This is a genomic window from Primorskyibacter sedentarius (assembly GCF_004342065.1).
GTDB classification, from domain to species: Bacteria; Pseudomonadota; Alphaproteobacteria; order Rhodobacterales; family Rhodobacteraceae; genus Primorskyibacter; species Primorskyibacter sedentarius.
Genome location: NZ_SLZU01000016.1, coordinates 65,282 through 80,991, shown reverse-complemented (window position 1 = coordinate 80,991; position 15,710 = coordinate 65,282). Strand labels below are relative to the sequence as shown.

14 protein-coding genes and 1 tRNA gene are annotated in these 15,710 nt (G+C 60.7%); 2 read left to right on the top strand and 13 right to left on the bottom strand.

Annotation, left to right across the window (positions count from 1 at the left end; translation table 11 throughout):
* The first annotated feature begins 27 nt into the window (after positions 1-27).
* The gene (locus EDD52_RS17955) at positions 28-822 is read left to right on the top strand and encodes a pPIWI-associating nuclease domain-containing protein (protein ID WP_132247534.1); all 795 of its coding nucleotides are present in this window, start codon (positions 28-30) and stop codon (positions 820-822) included.
* A gap of 19 nt (positions 823-841) precedes the next feature.
* On the opposite strand, the gene EDD52_RS17950 is transcribed toward EDD52_RS17955, so the two are convergent.
* Both EDD52_RS17950 and EDD52_RS17945 read right to left on the bottom strand, forming a co-directional pair.
* Complete coding sequence (locus EDD52_RS17950) at positions 842-2,851, bottom strand: ATP-binding protein (RefSeq protein ID WP_132247532.1); 2,010 nt, start codon at positions 2,849-2,851, stop codon at positions 842-844.
* 293 nt (positions 2,852-3,144) lie between these two features.
* Positions 3,145-3,219 (bottom strand) — tRNA-Phe (locus tag EDD52_RS17945).
* A gap of 193 nt (positions 3,220-3,412) precedes the next feature.
* Here EDD52_RS17945 and mnmH point away from each other — a divergent pair.
* On the top strand, positions 3,413-4,489 hold the full coding sequence (gene mnmH, locus EDD52_RS17940; protein WP_132247530.1) for a tRNA 2-selenouridine(34) synthase MnmH: 1,077 nt from the start codon (positions 3,413-3,415) through the stop codon (positions 4,487-4,489).
* Between the two features lie 6 nt (positions 4,490-4,495).
* On the opposite strand, the gene selD is transcribed toward mnmH, so the two are convergent.
* The 11 genes from selD to EDD52_RS17885 all read right to left on the bottom strand — a co-directional run bounded on the left by selD (position 4,496) and on the right by EDD52_RS17885 (position 15,601).
* Positions 4,496-6,658 (bottom strand): selenide, water dikinase SelD, encoded by a 2,163-nt coding sequence (selD, locus tag EDD52_RS17935; protein ID WP_132247528.1) that lies wholly within the window; start codon positions 6,656-6,658, stop codon positions 4,496-4,498.
* A gap of 66 nt (positions 6,659-6,724) precedes the next feature.
* Positions 6,725-6,919 carry a DNA gyrase inhibitor YacG gene (locus tag EDD52_RS17930; protein WP_132247526.1) on the bottom strand — a complete coding sequence of 65 codons (195 nt, stop codon included), beginning with the start codon at positions 6,917-6,919 and terminating at the stop codon, positions 6,725-6,727.
* The gene (locus tag EDD52_RS17925; protein WP_132247524.1) at positions 6,920-7,936 is read right to left on the bottom strand and encodes a ribonuclease E/G; all 1,017 of its coding nucleotides are present in this window, start codon (positions 7,934-7,936) and stop codon (positions 6,920-6,922) included.
* Entirely contained in the window at positions 7,933-8,511 is a 579-nt protein-coding gene (locus tag EDD52_RS17920; RefSeq protein ID WP_132247523.1) for a Maf family protein, read from the bottom strand. The genes EDD52_RS17925 and EDD52_RS17920 overlap by 4 nt, the downstream gene beginning before the upstream one ends.
* Positions 8,512-8,522: 11 nt before the next feature.
* Positions 8,523-8,741 carry a translation initiation factor IF-1 gene (gene infA, locus EDD52_RS17915; RefSeq protein ID WP_005978431.1) on the bottom strand — a complete coding sequence of 73 codons (219 nt, stop codon included), beginning with the start codon at positions 8,739-8,741 and terminating at the stop codon, positions 8,523-8,525.
* 83 nt (positions 8,742-8,824) lie between these two features.
* Entirely contained in the window at positions 8,825-9,709 is an 885-nt protein-coding gene (locus EDD52_RS17910; RefSeq protein WP_132247521.1) for a carbon-nitrogen hydrolase family protein, read from the bottom strand.
* 36 nt (positions 9,710-9,745) lie between these two features.
* Entirely contained in the window at positions 9,746-10,198 is a 453-nt protein-coding gene (locus EDD52_RS17905) for an arsenate-mycothiol transferase ArsC (protein ID WP_132247519.1), read from the bottom strand.
* A 6-nt stretch (positions 10,199-10,204) separates the two neighbouring features.
* Positions 10,205-10,684 (bottom strand): UPF0262 family protein, encoded by a 480-nt coding sequence (locus EDD52_RS17900; protein ID WP_132247517.1) that lies wholly within the window; start codon positions 10,682-10,684, stop codon positions 10,205-10,207.
* A gap of 190 nt (positions 10,685-10,874) precedes the next feature.
* A complete protein-coding gene (gene hisD / locus EDD52_RS17895; RefSeq protein WP_132247515.1) occupies positions 10,875-12,179 on the bottom strand; it encodes a histidinol dehydrogenase in 1,305 nt (434 codons plus the stop codon).
* 221 nt (positions 12,180-12,400) lie between these two features.
* The gene (locus EDD52_RS17890) at positions 12,401-14,428 is read right to left on the bottom strand and encodes a S8/S53 family peptidase (RefSeq protein ID WP_132247513.1); all 2,028 of its coding nucleotides are present in this window, start codon (positions 14,426-14,428) and stop codon (positions 12,401-12,403) included.
* Positions 14,429-14,431: 3 nt separating this feature from the next.
* The gene (locus tag EDD52_RS17885; protein WP_132247511.1) at positions 14,432-15,601 is read right to left on the bottom strand and encodes a phosphatase PAP2 family protein; all 1,170 of its coding nucleotides are present in this window, start codon (positions 15,599-15,601) and stop codon (positions 14,432-14,434) included.
* Positions 15,602-15,710 lie beyond the last annotated feature (109 nt).

Sequence of the window (15,710 nt, the reverse complement as noted above, 5' to 3'; positions counted from 1 at the left end):
CTCCCCATTTATTTACAAGGAAATCTAGTGGCAATCGAGGATCGCCTTCCAGATCAGTTTTCCCGAAATCTGCTCTCCGGCAGCCTTATGGTTGCGAATGATAGCAGTAATCCGGTTCGGTTGCACCTTGCAGCAGCGGGGTTGCGGGAGCTGTTTGGCCATATCTTGCATTCAAACGCGCCAGATGAAGCCGTTCGCGCATGCTCATGGTTCAAGCAAGACCCAAACACGAGAACGGTAACGCGCCGCCAAAAAGCCATCTACTCTACCCAAGGCGGATTATCCGACGCGTTCGTGGAACAGCTAGGACTCGATGTCGAGGATTTGCACAAAGCCGCAATCCGCTCGATCGAGGTCCTGAACAAAGCGACGCATGTGCGGCCCGCAACGCTTGTAAGTGATGACAAAACTATACAGGCGTTTATCGATGAAGCCGTTACTGCACTCGATGGGCTTTTGGAGTCTTTTTACCACGGACGAAATGCCGTCAAAAACGCTTTGGTGGATGACGTGTACCGCGCAATGTCGGATGCTCTGATAGAACGTACCTTCGACGACATCGATATTCTTGCTGGAAAAGGATACGAAATTGACCCTTGGATCGATGACGCAGAAATTGAAGTCGAAGCGCTGTTGTCGGAATCTCTAGTCGTTCGATTTTCAGGTGTCGCGCATGTGACCTTACACTATGGCTCCAAACATGACGCCGCAGAAGTTCAACACGATTTTCCGTTTTGGCTAAGGTTTGAGGCACCGATCGATAAGCCCGCTAAGCTAGCTCTCATCGGCCATCGTTTTGATGACACTTCGTGGTACAGTTAGTAGCCGATACTATCAGCAATCATTCTGCAGCGACTTCTTCTTCCGAATCCATTGTCGAAATGCGTTCTTTGACTTCGTCGCTGAGGTAGTCGACGTTAATTGTGCGCAGGTATCGAAGCGCCTCCTTGTCGTTGGCCTGATACTCAAGGCGACGTTTGTAAAAGGTCAGCCGTCCTTCTGCTTCTTGGATGATCTCACCCCAAGTCTTTGCCCAAACACGGATTTTGATTGGATCATCAAGTTCGAGCACCAAGCCGCGTGGCTTGCCGGATTGTCGCGCTTCAAGCTCGGCGTCGTTAGTGAAACGGTTAGCAACGGCCACAAAGTCCCATTCGACACTTGAGTGCTTAAATCGATCATCGAGTGCGACAGCCTTGGCATATTTCTTGATCTGGTTGATCACATCTTCGTTGAGGCTCTGGCTCGGCCTTTTCAGTTCGACAACGAGATGTTTGCGTTCTTCGTCGGTCGCTGTCGGAACTCGGCAGGATAGCATCAGGTCAACGATTGCAGCTTTTCCGTTTGCGTCTAAGACAGGCTCTTTCGGCGCAAGCGAATCTCGTGGGGTGCTATCGTCGTTATCGCTCCCAAGCAACTTGAGATGACTGCGTAGAACAGCCGACAAATCTTCGTCGTCGTTCAATAGGTTAAACTGCTCGCCGAAAATCCACGTCTCTTGGGCAATGATACGGTGAAGTTGGGAGCGTTCGAGCAATTGGCGTTTGGAGTTTGGCTCAAACACCAGAATTTGTAGGGCGCGCAAAAACTCGAGGCGATCAGTTACACTCTTCGCTGCATTGATGATGGAAGTCAGCGAAGTTTTCCGGAGAAGCTCAGCTAGTTCCTCTTGCTTGGCCTTTGGAAGATCGACGACACTTTCAAGAATAGCTGGCAGAGCGCCGGGGCCGGACTCAATTGCTGCTTTGACGAGCTGAAGGATTAATTTCTGCTGTTTCGATGGAGCCTTCTCGAAGTCAGGGCTGTAGTCGGCCAGATTCAGAGCGACGACATCGAAGACCTGTCGCTCATTCATCTCGATGTGATCAGAAGGCTTACCCTCGTAGGGATAGATTTTATCTTCCTTCCATTCGTGAATCTTGCCACGGGAGCGCTCTGCTTCCCGTTCGCGGAAGTGTTCCCGCAACTTCGCTTTCGATGCCTCTACGAGTGCCATTGACGGCGGGTCGAGTTCAACCAGCCCTTCGGTGTTGTCGTCTGCGAGTGATTGGAAATGGTCGGCAGTCAAATAGGCAGTGAAGTCGAAACCACGCGCATGAATGCCCGGAGCAATTTCATTGAAACTAAAGCGGCCGGGAAGACAAAGCATTAGTTTCCGTTCAACTTTTCTCTTCCATTCGATGACTTCTAATGTCGCCTTGCATTCGTGACCGTCTTCGGTGATCGCAGTTACCTCATAGGGTGTCACATCTCTGATGGCTTCCCGTGCGTCGATATCCTCACCGTCATAGATGATACGAAAACTGGGGTCGTCAAAGAGTTGAAGTGCGAATACATCGCGCACCTGCTCAGCGAAACCGTCTTCGGTCCAAATCTCAAAATCGCGAACAACATTCTTAATCTCGACAGTGCAGCCTGAGTTTGTTGCTGGTACAGTTTCGGAAATCGAGAACCGTTTTAAGTTCGACTTGTCGCCGCTAATCGAGAATTTCTTTCCCGCATTGTGCGATATCCAAGTCACTCGCTCACCGAGAGCAAATGCTTTGAAGCGGCCCTGACCCTTTTCACCGTGGATCGATCGGCCACTACTGGTCTTGACCGCGCGTTTTTTCCACGAGCCGCCTAGCGACTGGAAGAACGTTTCTACTTCGTCTGCAGGAATTCCCGTCCCGTCATCGACAATTCGGATTAAGCCTAGCTTGGTAAGTTGCCCCTCTTCGAGTTCAACTTTTACTTCGCGCGCATCGGCATCATAGGCATTCCAAATGAGTTCTGAAATGGCGGCAAGCGGTTTTGCGGTGGTAATCCGCTGAATATGATCGTTTTCAACTTTAACTTCTATTTGCTGCACGGATGTTGCCTCGGTGAGCTTTCAATTCTTGGATTAGTCCCATGCACAGCAGACGTTTTCAACTGGAAAGGGTGCCTTGTCGGGTACCGCATGGAGATTATCACACTTCAAGCCATCGTTTCTGCGCGCTACTGGCCATCGCGAACAGACAACGAGCCTGAGCGGATGGCGCATCGCCTAGCATCAACGGAAATCGGCATACGAAACGCTACCCCAATGATACCCACAGCAAACCAAGCCAACGATACGCTATCACACGAACGTCGCAATCTTTTGTTTTCATTAAGTTTAAATGGTGCCCGGGGGCGGAATCGAACCACCGACACGAGGATTTTCAATCCACTGCTCTACCCCTGAGCTACCCGGGCATGGGGAACGTCTCGACGTTCGGGTGCACGCCTTCTAGACCTGTGAAACAGGCGTGTCCAGAGGGGAAGCGCGAAAAAACGGGCTCTAATGACAATGCCGCTTGGGAAGGTGCCTGTTGTTGCCCGAAACGGTGCTATGTTCTCAGGAAACTTCGGCCTTTCAGTGGCGTGGCATCTCGATATGATGCCGACTATGACGCAACAGTTCCATGATATTTCAGCATTTCTCCGGCACGGGTTCGATGACGTGATCGATGTGCGCAGCCCGGCAGAGTTTGCCGAGGACCACGTGCCGGGCGCGATCAACCTTCCCGTGCTTGATAACGAAGAGCGCGCGCGGGTTGGCACGATCTATGTGCAAGAGAGCCGCTTTCGGGCCCGCAGGGTCGGGGCTGCGCTGGTCTTCAGGAATGCGGCGCACCACATCGAGGGGCCACTGGCAGACCGGGGCCGCGATTGGCGGCCGCTCGTCTATTGCTGGCGCGGCGGGCAGAGATCAGGTTCTTTCGCCTGGATGCTGCGGCAGATCGGCTGGCAGGCGGAAACCGTGGATGGCGGGTATCGCAGCTATCGCAGGGCGGTGAACCAGATGCTGCACATCGATCCGCTGCCCTTCCCTGCGGTGCTGCTGGGCGGATTTACCGGCACTGCCAAGACGGAATTGCTGCACCGGCTTGAGGGGCGCGGGGTGCAAGTGCTCGACCTTGAGGGGCTCGCACAGCATCGCGGCTCCCTTCTAGGTGAAATGGCAGCTCCGCAGCCCAGCCAAAAGGGGTTCGAGACCCGTATCGCACAGGTCCTTTCGGGCTTTGACCCGGGCCGACCGGTGGTGATCGAGGCGGAGTCGAGCAAGGTCGGCGAGCGACTGGTGCCGCCAAGCCTTTGGGCCATGATGCGCGCAGCGCCTTGGATCGAAGTAACCGCACCGATTGAAGCCCGCGCAGCCTATCTGGACCGCGCCTATGACGATATCCTATCCAACACCAGCCGGTTGCGTGAGCGGTTGGCGCCGCTGAAGACCTTTCGCGGGCGCGAGACTGTCGAGAGCTGGTTCAGCATGATCGACGTCGGGGACAGGCTGGCACTGACGCGCGCGCTGATGGAACAGCATTACGATCCCGCCTATGCCAAGTCGCGCAGAGCCATCAACCCGCTGGTATTGGCAGAGGTCGCGATGGCGTCCCTCGATAGCGCAGCGCTTGACGACGCAGCAGCCCGGATTGAGGCGACGGTCCAAGACTGGAGCCTCTCTGGCGTGACGCCGGGATGACTCGGCCTAGCCGGAAATGAATCGGATAATCGGCGTGCCGGGGACCAATTGCCCGACGCGTACGGCCGGAAACCCTGCGGCCCGCAACTCCTGCAACACGGCAGCCACCTGCCCTTCCGGCACTGCGGCGAGCAGCCCACCCGCGGTCTGTGGGTCAAGCATGAGGTCAGTCAACGGCCCACTCTCCAGCCCTGGATGCATGGCGGCGTTTTGCGGATAAAGCGTGGAGCGTATGCCAGCGCGCGCCAGGTCGAGCGCGCCGGGCAGCAGCGGAACATGGCCTGTGAGCAATTCGGCAGCACAGCCAGAGGCCTGACATATATTCAACAGGTGCCCGGCCAGACCAAAGCCTGTCACATCGGTCATTGCATGCGCATTTCGTAAAACCCCCGAGGCTTCGCCCTGGGGGATCTGCATTTGGCGCAGGCATTCGGCCACCCAGGCCCCCTTTGCCTTCATCTGCATTTCCGCCGCCATGACCGTGCCGCTGCCAATCGGCTTGGTCAGGATCAAGACGTCCCCCGGGCGCCCGCCGCCCAGCGTGACAGGGTTTTCGCAAAGGCCGGTGATGGAATAACCGATCGTCAGGGCCGTCCCGACAGAGCTGTGGCCTCCGACGATATCCGCCTTGGCCGCTCGGATGGTTTCGGACGCGCCGGTCATGATCTCGGACAGGGTGCGCGTGGTCAGCGGTTCGGACAGGCGCGGAAGGATGACGGAGACAGTGGCGGCCTGCGGCTCCGCACCCATCGCCCAGATATCGCCCAAGGCATGGATGGCGGCAATCCGCGCCATCGCATAGGGATCATTCGTCAGGCTGGACAGATGGTCGGAGCTAAGAACCTGCTGTTGCCCCCCGACCACCAGCAGCGCAGCATCATCGCCGGGGAGCGCCTGAATGTCGCCCCGTGAGGGCGGCGGCAGGGTGTCCAGAACCCCGCGCAGCACGCCCCTGCCCAGTTTGGAACCGCAGCCACCGCAAAGCGGCTTTGGGCCCAACGCCTCGGCCATGTCAGCCACCCGATCTTTCGGCAACGGCGGCGGCGCCATCGGAGAAAGGTCACGAAACTGGTTCATGAACTTCTGGTCGATATAATCCTTCCAGCGCCACATCATCCGCCCTGACAAGGCAAACCCACCGCGTTCGGCAAGCGCGCGTTGCTCGCCCATGGAGACCAGCTTCAGGTAGTCCTTCTGAGGGCGGTACATGCTCAGGGGCTTGCCCTGCAGGCTGGCCCTCAGGTTGTGAACCAGAACCGGCGCCTGACGCACCGCGTAGACACCGGCTTTCGGGCGCGGATTGCGGGACATATGCGCACAATCCCCCACGGCAAAGACATCGGGGGACGAGGTTTGCAGCGCCGGGTTGACCTGAAGAAACCCGTCGGAGCAGTACAACCCGGTGCGGGACAGCCATTCGTAGGGTCGCGCACCCGCCGCACCGGCGGTGAAGTCGCTTGCCACGTGCCGTCCATCGGACAGGACAAGGTGATCGGCCTCCACGCGGGCGACCTCTGCCTTCTCTATGACAGTGACGCCATGCGCCTTCAGCGCCGCACGCATTTTCGAAACCGTCGCGCCGGCCATCCCCTTCAGGATCTCGCCCCGGTCGATCAGATGTGCCTGCGTCTCGCGCCCGCGGGACAGCAGCGCATGGGTCATCGCCAGGACAAGCTCGACCCCGGCGATACCGCCCCCGATAACCGCGATGCGTGCGGGCCCGTCAGCGTCGCGAAACTGCTGCCACCGCGCGGCAAAATCCGACAATGGCTTTGCGGGAATACCATGCTGCGCGAAGCCGGGAAGATCCGGCATTGCCGAGGTGATCCCGATATCGATCGAACACAGGTCATAGCCAATCGGCGGCCGTCCGGGCACATGTATCTGGCGTTGTTCGCAATCCAGATGATCCGCCGCCCCAAGGATCAGTCGCGCCCCGGCAAAGCGGGCGAGTTGGACAAGGTCGATATCCAGATCGTCCCGGGCGTAATGCCCGGCGACGAAACCCGGCAGCATTCCGGAATAGGCGGCGGTGGGATCGGGATTGATCAGTGTAAGGCGTGCACCTGCAACGGGCTTCATCCCCCACATGCGCAATGCCAGCGCATGGGTATGACCCCCGCCAATCAGGACGACATCGCGCGTCTGGATTAACGCATTTTCCTGCATGAGCCGCCCTCCTGAAGCATCCTAACGCCTAGGCTGCAATCGGTCGCCGGGCAAGGCCGCAGCCGCTTAATGCGGCTTTGGACCACGCTCCTCTTCGGCGTTTTCCAGCGCATCCTGCAACTCGTCAAAGTCGTCAGGATCGGTGGAAGGGATCGCATAGGCCCCCGTCAGCCACTTGGCCAGATCCAGATCTGCACAGCGCTTCGAACAGAAGGGCCTGTACTTGGGATCGGTCGGCTTTTCGCAAATCGGGCAGCCCATCTAGACCGTCCAATTCAGCGGCGCGCGGCCTCTTTGGCGTTGAAGCTCATAATTGCCAAGCGGCGTCCACCCGACCAGCGCAGTCTCGACACTATCCGCCCTGAAAGCTTTGCGGAGCGCCGCCTCGAACCCGCGGCGGTCTTTCTTAGGCATCGGGGCAAGGTCCAGAACGATCTGCCCGCCAAGGCCCCGCAGCCGCAAGGCACGCGGCAGCAGGCGCGCTGCGGCCATGTTCGCCTTCAACCCTGCAGCAGGCGAGGTATCGCCGCCAGTATTCACATCCACCGCGATCAGCGCGCGCGTGGGTTCTACATACATCTCGGCCCCGCCCCCAAGCGGGACACCGGGGCTGGCCAGCCGGTCGATCTGATCAAGCACATCCAACCGTTCGAACCCGCCGGGGTCGGTCTCGACATCCGCCGGGTCGGTCCAGTCGCGCCATGCAAGGGAATGCGGCCCGTCGCCCTCGACCAACAGCTCTGCCGGCCCGTCGATATCCGCCATGACCTGCGTTGAAAGTGCCAGAACCGACGCGATATCCTCGCCAATCTCTTCGGGGTCCGCATGCTCGCAGGCAGAGCGCAGGATCAGGCCATACGGCCCGTCCATCACCTCATGCGCGACTTCCAGGATCCCAACGCGCGCGTCTTCGTCGCGAATGCTGCGCGACAGGTTGATGCCCGGCGCGTCTGGCGTGACGATGGCGTAGCGGCTCTTGAACAGGATGCGCTGCGTCACTGGCAAAGCTTTGCCCGGCTCGGGGAAACCTGTCAGTTGTACCAGAACCGGCTGGCCTTGTCGCAGGCCCGATCCCTTGCGCAGGAAGGCCATGCCGTCAGGCGTTTTCAGGAACATCCCACCCATGCCCTTCACGGGCCGGTCGGCAATCGCGCGGTAGATCGTGCCGGGGCGTGGGCCTTCGGGTTCGACGAGCAGGTCGTCAAGAACGCCGTCCACGAGCAGCGCCGCCGCCTCGCGGTCGCCCAAAGTATCGAGGATGATCTGTCGGCCCTTCATGGCGCTTCCTTGAATAGGGGGTATCCGGCCGCCTGAAGCAGCCCGGCGGTTTCCGCCAGCGGCAATCCGACAACGGCCGAAAAGCTGCCAGAAATCCATGGGATGAACGCCTGCGCGGGCCCCTGGATGCCGTAACCGCCAGCCTTGCCGCGCCATTCGCCGGTCTGCAGGTAAAAGTTCAGCTCCAGATCGGAAATAGCCTTCATGCGGACCTGCGTGACCACGTCCTTTTCCCAGACACGGTCGCCGCGCCGGACGGCAACAGCGGTGATGACCCGGTGTCGCCTGCCCGACATGGCAAGCAGAAACTCGGCCGCTTCGCCTGCATCCCCGGGCTTGCCAAGAATGCGCCGCCCCAGCGCCACGGTCGTATCGGCGCACAGCACCAGATCGTCCGGATCCGCCTTTACGGCGCGCACTTTTTCGACCGCCATGCGCGCGCAATAGGGGCGCGGCAGCTCTGCTTTCAAAGGGGTCTCATCGATATCGGGCGGGCGAACGTCATCTGGCGTCAGCCCCAACTGCGCAAGCAGCTCCAACCGTCGCGGGCTGCCCGATCCGAGGATAAATTTCACTTCAAGTACAGTTACTTGAAGCGATAGTTGATACGACCCTTTGTCAGGTCGTAAGGTGTCATTTCCACCTGTACCTTGTCGCCTGCGAGGACACGGATGCGGTTTTTGCGCATCTTTCCTGCCGTATGTGCGATGATCTCATGGCCGTTTTCAAGCTCGACCCGGAACGTCGCATTAGGCAGGAGTTCCTTCACGACACCGGGAAATTCGAGCGTATCTTCCTTGGCCATGGTCTCTCCTGAGTAAACGACTCCGCCATTGTGCGAAGCGCGCTCTTAAATGGGCGCAAACCCCCAGATTTTCAAGGGCTATATCAGCGCAACTGTTCGATTGTGATAGATGCGTCGCGTCCGGCCTGCTCGGGCCAGTGGGCGCGGTTCAGTACAACGCCGTCCCGGCGGACATGAGCGATGGCAGCGGGGTCGACCTCGGCATAGGTCCATCCGGGATGATCCAACACGCCTTCGGAAATCTCTCCCGTTTCCGGAAACCCCACATCTGGCGGGCCGAAAACACCGCCCTTTCCGACACTTACATCCACCAGATCCGACCACGGAGCTTCACCAACAACGCAGGACAGGACCGAGACGCATTGCGATTCGAGCGCACGTGCCATGGCGCCGATACGCACGCGGGAATGACCGGAAAGCGCCTCTGTGCACGACGGCACCAAAAGGAGATCGGCTTCGGCGAGTGCCCGTCCCAGAAGGGGAAATTCCGCGTCATAGCAGATCAGGATGCCGATTCGCCCCAATCCCGTTTCAAACAGCCGTAAGGGACGACCGGGGATGATGTCCGCGACTTCGCGCTCATAGCGGGTCATGATCTGCTTGTCCTGCGCCGCCATGGCACCCGAGGGGGCAAAGAACCGCGCGCGGTTTACCGGACGGTTGCCCAATTCGGGGTCAAAGACGGGCGCAGACCCCGCCACGATATACACACCGTGCCGCCGCGCGAGATCACTGTGCAACGCATCCGCCTTGGGAACGAAATCTGACGCGGTCCGCAATGATGTCTCGAGATCCTTCAAACCTTCGGGTCCGGCCAAGGTGGCAAGCTCCATCCCGCCATATTCGGGAAAGACCAGCAACTCCGCGCCAGCCGCGACCGCCTTTTCGACCCAGCCAGTCAGCTTGGCGGCATAGGCATCCCACCCATCCAGCAGGTCCAGCGGGTAAGCGGCTGTGGCAATCTTCACGACATATCCTTGTGTAAAAGTATGGCGAGGCGTGGCCTAGTAACGCGGCGGGCCCCACTTGCGTTGCAACTGCTCCACGATCTGGTCGCGGGTCTGGCGGTAGGCGTTCAACTTTGCGTCGCGGGTTTCACCGATACCGGTCGGGTCCAACACAGGCCAGTATTCCACGGTCAGGTGATAGAACCGCGTCAGATCCAGCGCCCGCTTCTGCGACGCCGGCGACAGTGCCACGATGACATCGAAGGAGGAAAGCGTGTCGCCCATCTGCTCCATCTCGTCGAAACTCCGCGACCGATGGCGTGACAGTTCCACACCGATCTCGGCGCAAGCGGCGATGGCGAACCCGTCGATTTCCAGGTCATTCACAACGCCCACGGACTGGACATAAACATCCTGACCGTAGAATTGTTTCATGACCCCTTCGGCCATGGGAGAGCGGACCGCATTGTGGTCGCAGCAGAACAGCACAGATTGCGGCAGCTTCGGCATGCGCCGTCAGCCCCCGAAATGCAGGACGCAGATCAGTGTGAACAGGCGGCGTGCCGTGTCGGCATCCACCTCCGCCTTGCCCTCCAGACGTTCTTCCAGAATTCGGGCGCCTTCGTTGTGAATGCCGCGCCGCGCCATGTCGATCGTCTCGATCTGGCTGGGCGGCAGGGATTTCACCGCATCGAAGTAGCTTTTGCAGATCTGGAAGTAGTCTTTGACCACCTGACGAAAGGGCGACAGCGACAGATGAAACTCTGCGGCCCGCTCGTGTTGTTCCGTGTCCACGTCGAATACCAGCCGCTTGTCCCGGATCGACAGCCCGACATGATAGGGGCCAGCGGGTACGGGGCGGTCATCACGCGGTGGCAGGACAAACCGGTTGCTTTCAAGCAAATCGAACATGGCCACGCGACGCTCCTGCTCGATCTCCGGTGTGGGAGGCGGCAGATTGGCGTCATCCAGTTCAAGGTGACTGATGCGGGACATGGGCGCGTTTCCTGAAAAGTACGAGGGAAACAATATCAATTGCTGCGCTGCAGCACAATGCCACCAAGGAAGTAGCGCCGCGTCAGCCATAGGGTGTGACAAAATTCTTGCGGCGCCGTTTGCGGCGGAAATTGACGATTTTCCACGGCGATTTAACGCCTTACCCGACCGCACCCCATATGCGGACGCATCAGCCGTCGTTCAGCTTTTTCAGCCGCGCAGTGACCGACAGGCCATGCGCTTCGAGCGATTCAGACGTCGCGAGCCGTTCAGCGGCGGGTCCGATTGCGCGCAAGGCAGAGGGCGTCATCTTGGCCAGCGTCGTGCGTTTGATGAAATCCATCACCGACAGGCCGGATGAAAACCGCGCCGAGCGGGCCGTGGGAAGGACGTGGTTCGGCCCGCCCACGTAGTCCCCGATGGCCTCTGGCGTCCACTGACCCAGGAAAATCGCGCCGGCATGTGTGACCTTTTCGGACAACGCCTCTGGATTGGCCACGCAGAGCTCAAGATGTTCCGGCGCAATGCGGTCGGACAATGCGGCGGCCTCATCCAGATCCCGCACGACGATCACGGCACCGAAATCGCGCCAGCTTGTCCCCGCGATGGCCCGCCGTTCAAGCGTCTGGAGCCGGGTTTCCACCGCCTCTGCCACGCGCTGACCAAAGGCGGCATTGTCGGTGATCAGGATCGACTGCGCGCTTTCGTCATGTTCGGCCTGGCTCATCAGGTCGAGCGCGATCCAGTCGGGATCGTTCTCGGCATCTGCAATGACAAGGATTTCGGACGGGCCCGCGATCATGTCGATCCCGACCTTGCCGAACACACGGCGCTTGGCGGCGGCAACAAAGGCGTTGCCGGGCCCTGTAATCTTGTCCACCGGGGCGATGGTATCCGTGCCATAGGCCAGGGCGGCAATCGCCTGCGCGCCGCCGATCCGGTAGACCTCATCCACCCCGGCAAGCCTTGCGGCACACAGAACCAAAGGGTTCACGATGCCATCGGGCGTGGGCACGGTGATGGCCAGCCGCGACACCCCCGCCACCTTGGCAGGGATGGCGTTCATCAGGACAGAGGACGGATAGCTGGCAAGGCCGCCCGGCACATAAAGACCCGCAGCAGAGACCGGCGTCCAGCGCCAGCCAAGCGTGGCACCTTCGGGGTCTGTCCATTGCGCATCCTCGGGGATCTGGCGAACGTGATAGGCGCGGATGCGTTCGGCTGCGATTTCCAGCGCGCGGCGATCCTCGGGCGACACCTTGGCGCATTCCGCCTCGACCTCGTCCGGCGTGAAGGCCAGCCTGTCGGCTGTCAGCTCCAACCGGTCGAACTTTGCGGTCAGTTCCAGCACGGCCGCGTCCCCGCGCGCGCGCACATCTGCAATGATTGCCGCGACCACGTCATCGACATCCGGGCTGTCTTCGCGCTTTGCAGCAAGCACCGCGGCAAAGCGCGCTTCGAAATCCGGCTGTGTGGTATCTAGAAAAACGGGCATGACGGCTCCTGCGGACGGTTCCGGGCAGACATATCCGTCTGCGCGCAGAGCCTCAAGCGCCACACGTGCCGCAGATCAGAGGTTTGGCTTGGCGATCCGCTGCAACCACTGCCGGATCGACACAAAAGCGCCTGTCGGGCGTATGGGAACGCGCGCTTCGGCAGGGGATGCCGCCCCAATGCGATGGGCCAGCCTGCGCATGGGCCGAGCGTGTCGACAGGTCAGGACGCTCCGGATGCGAGTGCCGAACTGCCCGAAGTGGATTTTTCCCAATAGCGCTCCGGCGTGGATTCCCCCACCGGCAGGACAGGCGGCGGAATGGTATCATCGGGCGACCGCCGCAACAGGGGAACGCCACTCAGCTTCGGGCGCTCGTTCATCGGCCGCATCGCCTTTGCCAGCTCTCGTGACATGACCGGTGCCGCGATGGATGTACCCCCGACCCCGACGCGGCTGCCGCTGCGCGATCCTGCGGCGGAAATGAAGGCCCGCATACGCCGCATAGATGACGGCGCACTTGCATCCACGGCCCGCAGGCCCAGACCCTCCAGGCCGCCTTCGCCGGAATAATCCACCGGTTCCAGAGTATCCGCGTAGCACCCGCCCACGACCACGACCTCTGGCGCAGAGGCGAAGGCGTTGATGGTTCCAGCGCGCCGGACATGGGAATACGACCCGTCCGGGCCGGGTGCGTCCCGTGTCACGGTGACGCCTCGGTCATCCACCCGCGTGTATCGCGCATCGCGCAGGAAGGATTGCCGCCCCCCGCCGCGATATCCGGGGATCATGTCATCCCTTTGCACCACGAGATCGAGCGGCCAGCCCGCATCCGAGACATCGGCCATTTCGGACGTGATCAGCAGACGCCATGCCCCCGGTGTCGCGCAGGGGCGGCCCGGCTGGCCCGGCACAGTGGGCGGCAACGCCAGCGTCACGCGCACGCGTCCGGCAGAGGCAGGCCTGTCACTCCGTTGCGGAACCCATTGCGTATAACAGCGCGCAATCTGACGCCCCTCGTCAGTGAACAGATCGAAAACGCCATCAAGCGGCACCGTTTCCAACGCGGCGGCTATAGCGTGACCCGAGGGCTGAATGGCGACGTCAAAAGGCACATGCTGCGGCCTTTCGCGCAGAGGTGACGACCAGATTTCCAGAAAGCTGGGGGTGCGATCGTCGGGCAGGATCTGCCAGAAAAGCGGCGGCGCTGCCTCATCCAGCGGCGCTTCCAACACGGCATGCACCTGCGCTTGCCGAAAATTCCCGGCGGGCAGCACAAAGCGGATCGGGACCCGGTCGCGTGGGCGCTCAGCCTCTATCGCGGCGATGAACCTGTCCAGAAGGCTGGACCCGTCCCGTGGCCCGGCGGTCAGCCCAAGGCTGATATTGATGACAAGCGGATAGTCCCGCCCCTCGCGCTGGCTCCGCTGCTCTGCATGATCGACAAGGCGCAGGATGCCGAGGATGATGAATATCTCGGCGAAGGTTCCGGACGTGTCCATCACCAACCGCTCCGGCAGCGAGACGATGGCCAGATCGAACGCATCCGGCGCAATCTCCATGAGGTTTCGGGAAGGCTGCGGCGCCGCGTCGGCGGGGACATGTGCGGCGCTGAACCCACCCGCAAGGTCGGCGACAGCCGTTCCGTGACTTGCAGCGCGGGCAAGCGACTGAGGCGTCCCGCGCCCCATATCGAGCGCCCCGGCCGCACGGTAGAGGCCCTCTTCGTCGACGATTTCACCGCTTCGCCCCCTGCGAGATCGGTCGATCAGCTCTTCGACACCATGCCTGTCGAACTCCTTGCCAAAGGGGGTGGCGCGCTTACCCGGATCATGCGGCGCGCTTTGCAGCCAAAGATAGTCGACCCGGCTCTGCCCGTCCGGCAGTCTGAAACGTTCATGCGCAAAGGCGGTCGCGTCATCAATGATGCCTAAAATAACCGTATCCGTCGCCACGGGAATGCGGTGCACGACCCCGGGGGTTTCCTCCTGCGCTGCGCCTTCGGTCTTTTCCGTGGACGGAAGGGCGTGATGCGGCAGGACGTTGTGCAACAGCCGGGCCCAGGGCTCCGCCGCATCGCCAAGCGATTTGCGGATGGCACGGGCCAGCCACGGGCAATCCGTCTGCAACAGATCCTGCGCGGCAAGCGCGTCCCCCATATGCGACCACGCGGATGTCCAGTGAATATACGGAGAGATGCGCCCTCCCGGCGGCAGCGATTCGATATGCGTCCATTCGGCGTGTCGTGTCATGGCTCAACCTCCCGATGGCAGATGCTCTGCCGCCGCCTTCTTCCACAGTCTGGACCACAGGTCATCCGGCGCGCGCAGCGCATCGTCCTTGCCCCGTGTCACCGCCGGATCCTTGCCGGATGACGCGGCCTGCGCGAAATCCGATACGACACCGTGATGAAAATCCCTGTTGTCCCAGGCGGTGCCATCAAAGCGCCAATTGCCCGGCGCGGGCCCGTCAACCCCGGCCACGGCCGCCAGATGCTCCCCAAGAGCCAGGCCAAGAACGGAGCCTGCGGCGCTATCGATAGGGAAATGCACACCGGCCACTGTCCGGTTCGCGGCGATCCGGGCGGCAAGGCGAAAGCGCTGCGCCATATCTGCCGCGGCGCTTGTTGGATCGCCGCCCCGCAGAAGCGTCAGGATAGCGGCCATCATGAAGGCCTCCGTCGCATGCCCGCTTGGCAATGTCCCATGCGTCGGCGTGGCGATGATCGGCTGGACCTGCATCGAAAACTGAACGGGGCGCGGCGCATCGAAACCCAGCTTGATGCGCTGGATGAGCCCGCCCGCGAAGCCGGTCGCGGCATCAAGCAGCAACAGCGTGTAAGGCGTGCGCTCCGTATCAAGCAGGTCGCCGGACGCGAAAAAGGAAAGGATGTCGCCAAGCTGTACGATGATCTCTGGCATACGTTCGTCGCGCAGATCGGCATAGCTTTGGACGAAGGGCACTTGTTCGGCCAGATCGTCGATGTCCGGGCAGGTCATCTGCATGAACGGCTCGCCCGAAAACCCCTCGGCCAGCGCGCCGCCCTTGCCGGAAACCCGCGCGTGCAGGCTCGCCTTTCCCTCGCCAAGATCGACCCGGGTGGACTGGATAAGCCCCGATACGACCGACTGAAGAAAATACGGATCGGCGGGCCGTCGTGGCAGCTCGCTGTCGTCGGAGGCAAGCAATCCGTGCAGATCGGTGCGGGCCGATTTCAACAGCGCGCTCTTGTGCTCGATCTCGGCGAAATCCAGAACCTCGGTCGCCGCGATACCGTCATGGCTGGTTGCAAGCGCCGCCGACAAAAGCGGGTTGGCGTCGCCTGTGACGACCCCCCTCGCCTGAGTGGATTGCGTGGACTGAGTCGACTGGGTCGACTGAGTGGATTGGGTTGAAACGAGCGTCTGGACTGATTGAACCGACATGGGAATATCCTGCCTTTTTCAAAGGTATACTATATATCTTCTGGTTATTCTTGGTCTGAATCCGAACCACGTCAATGCTGGTATCCCTGCCCATGTGGCGGGTGGGAGC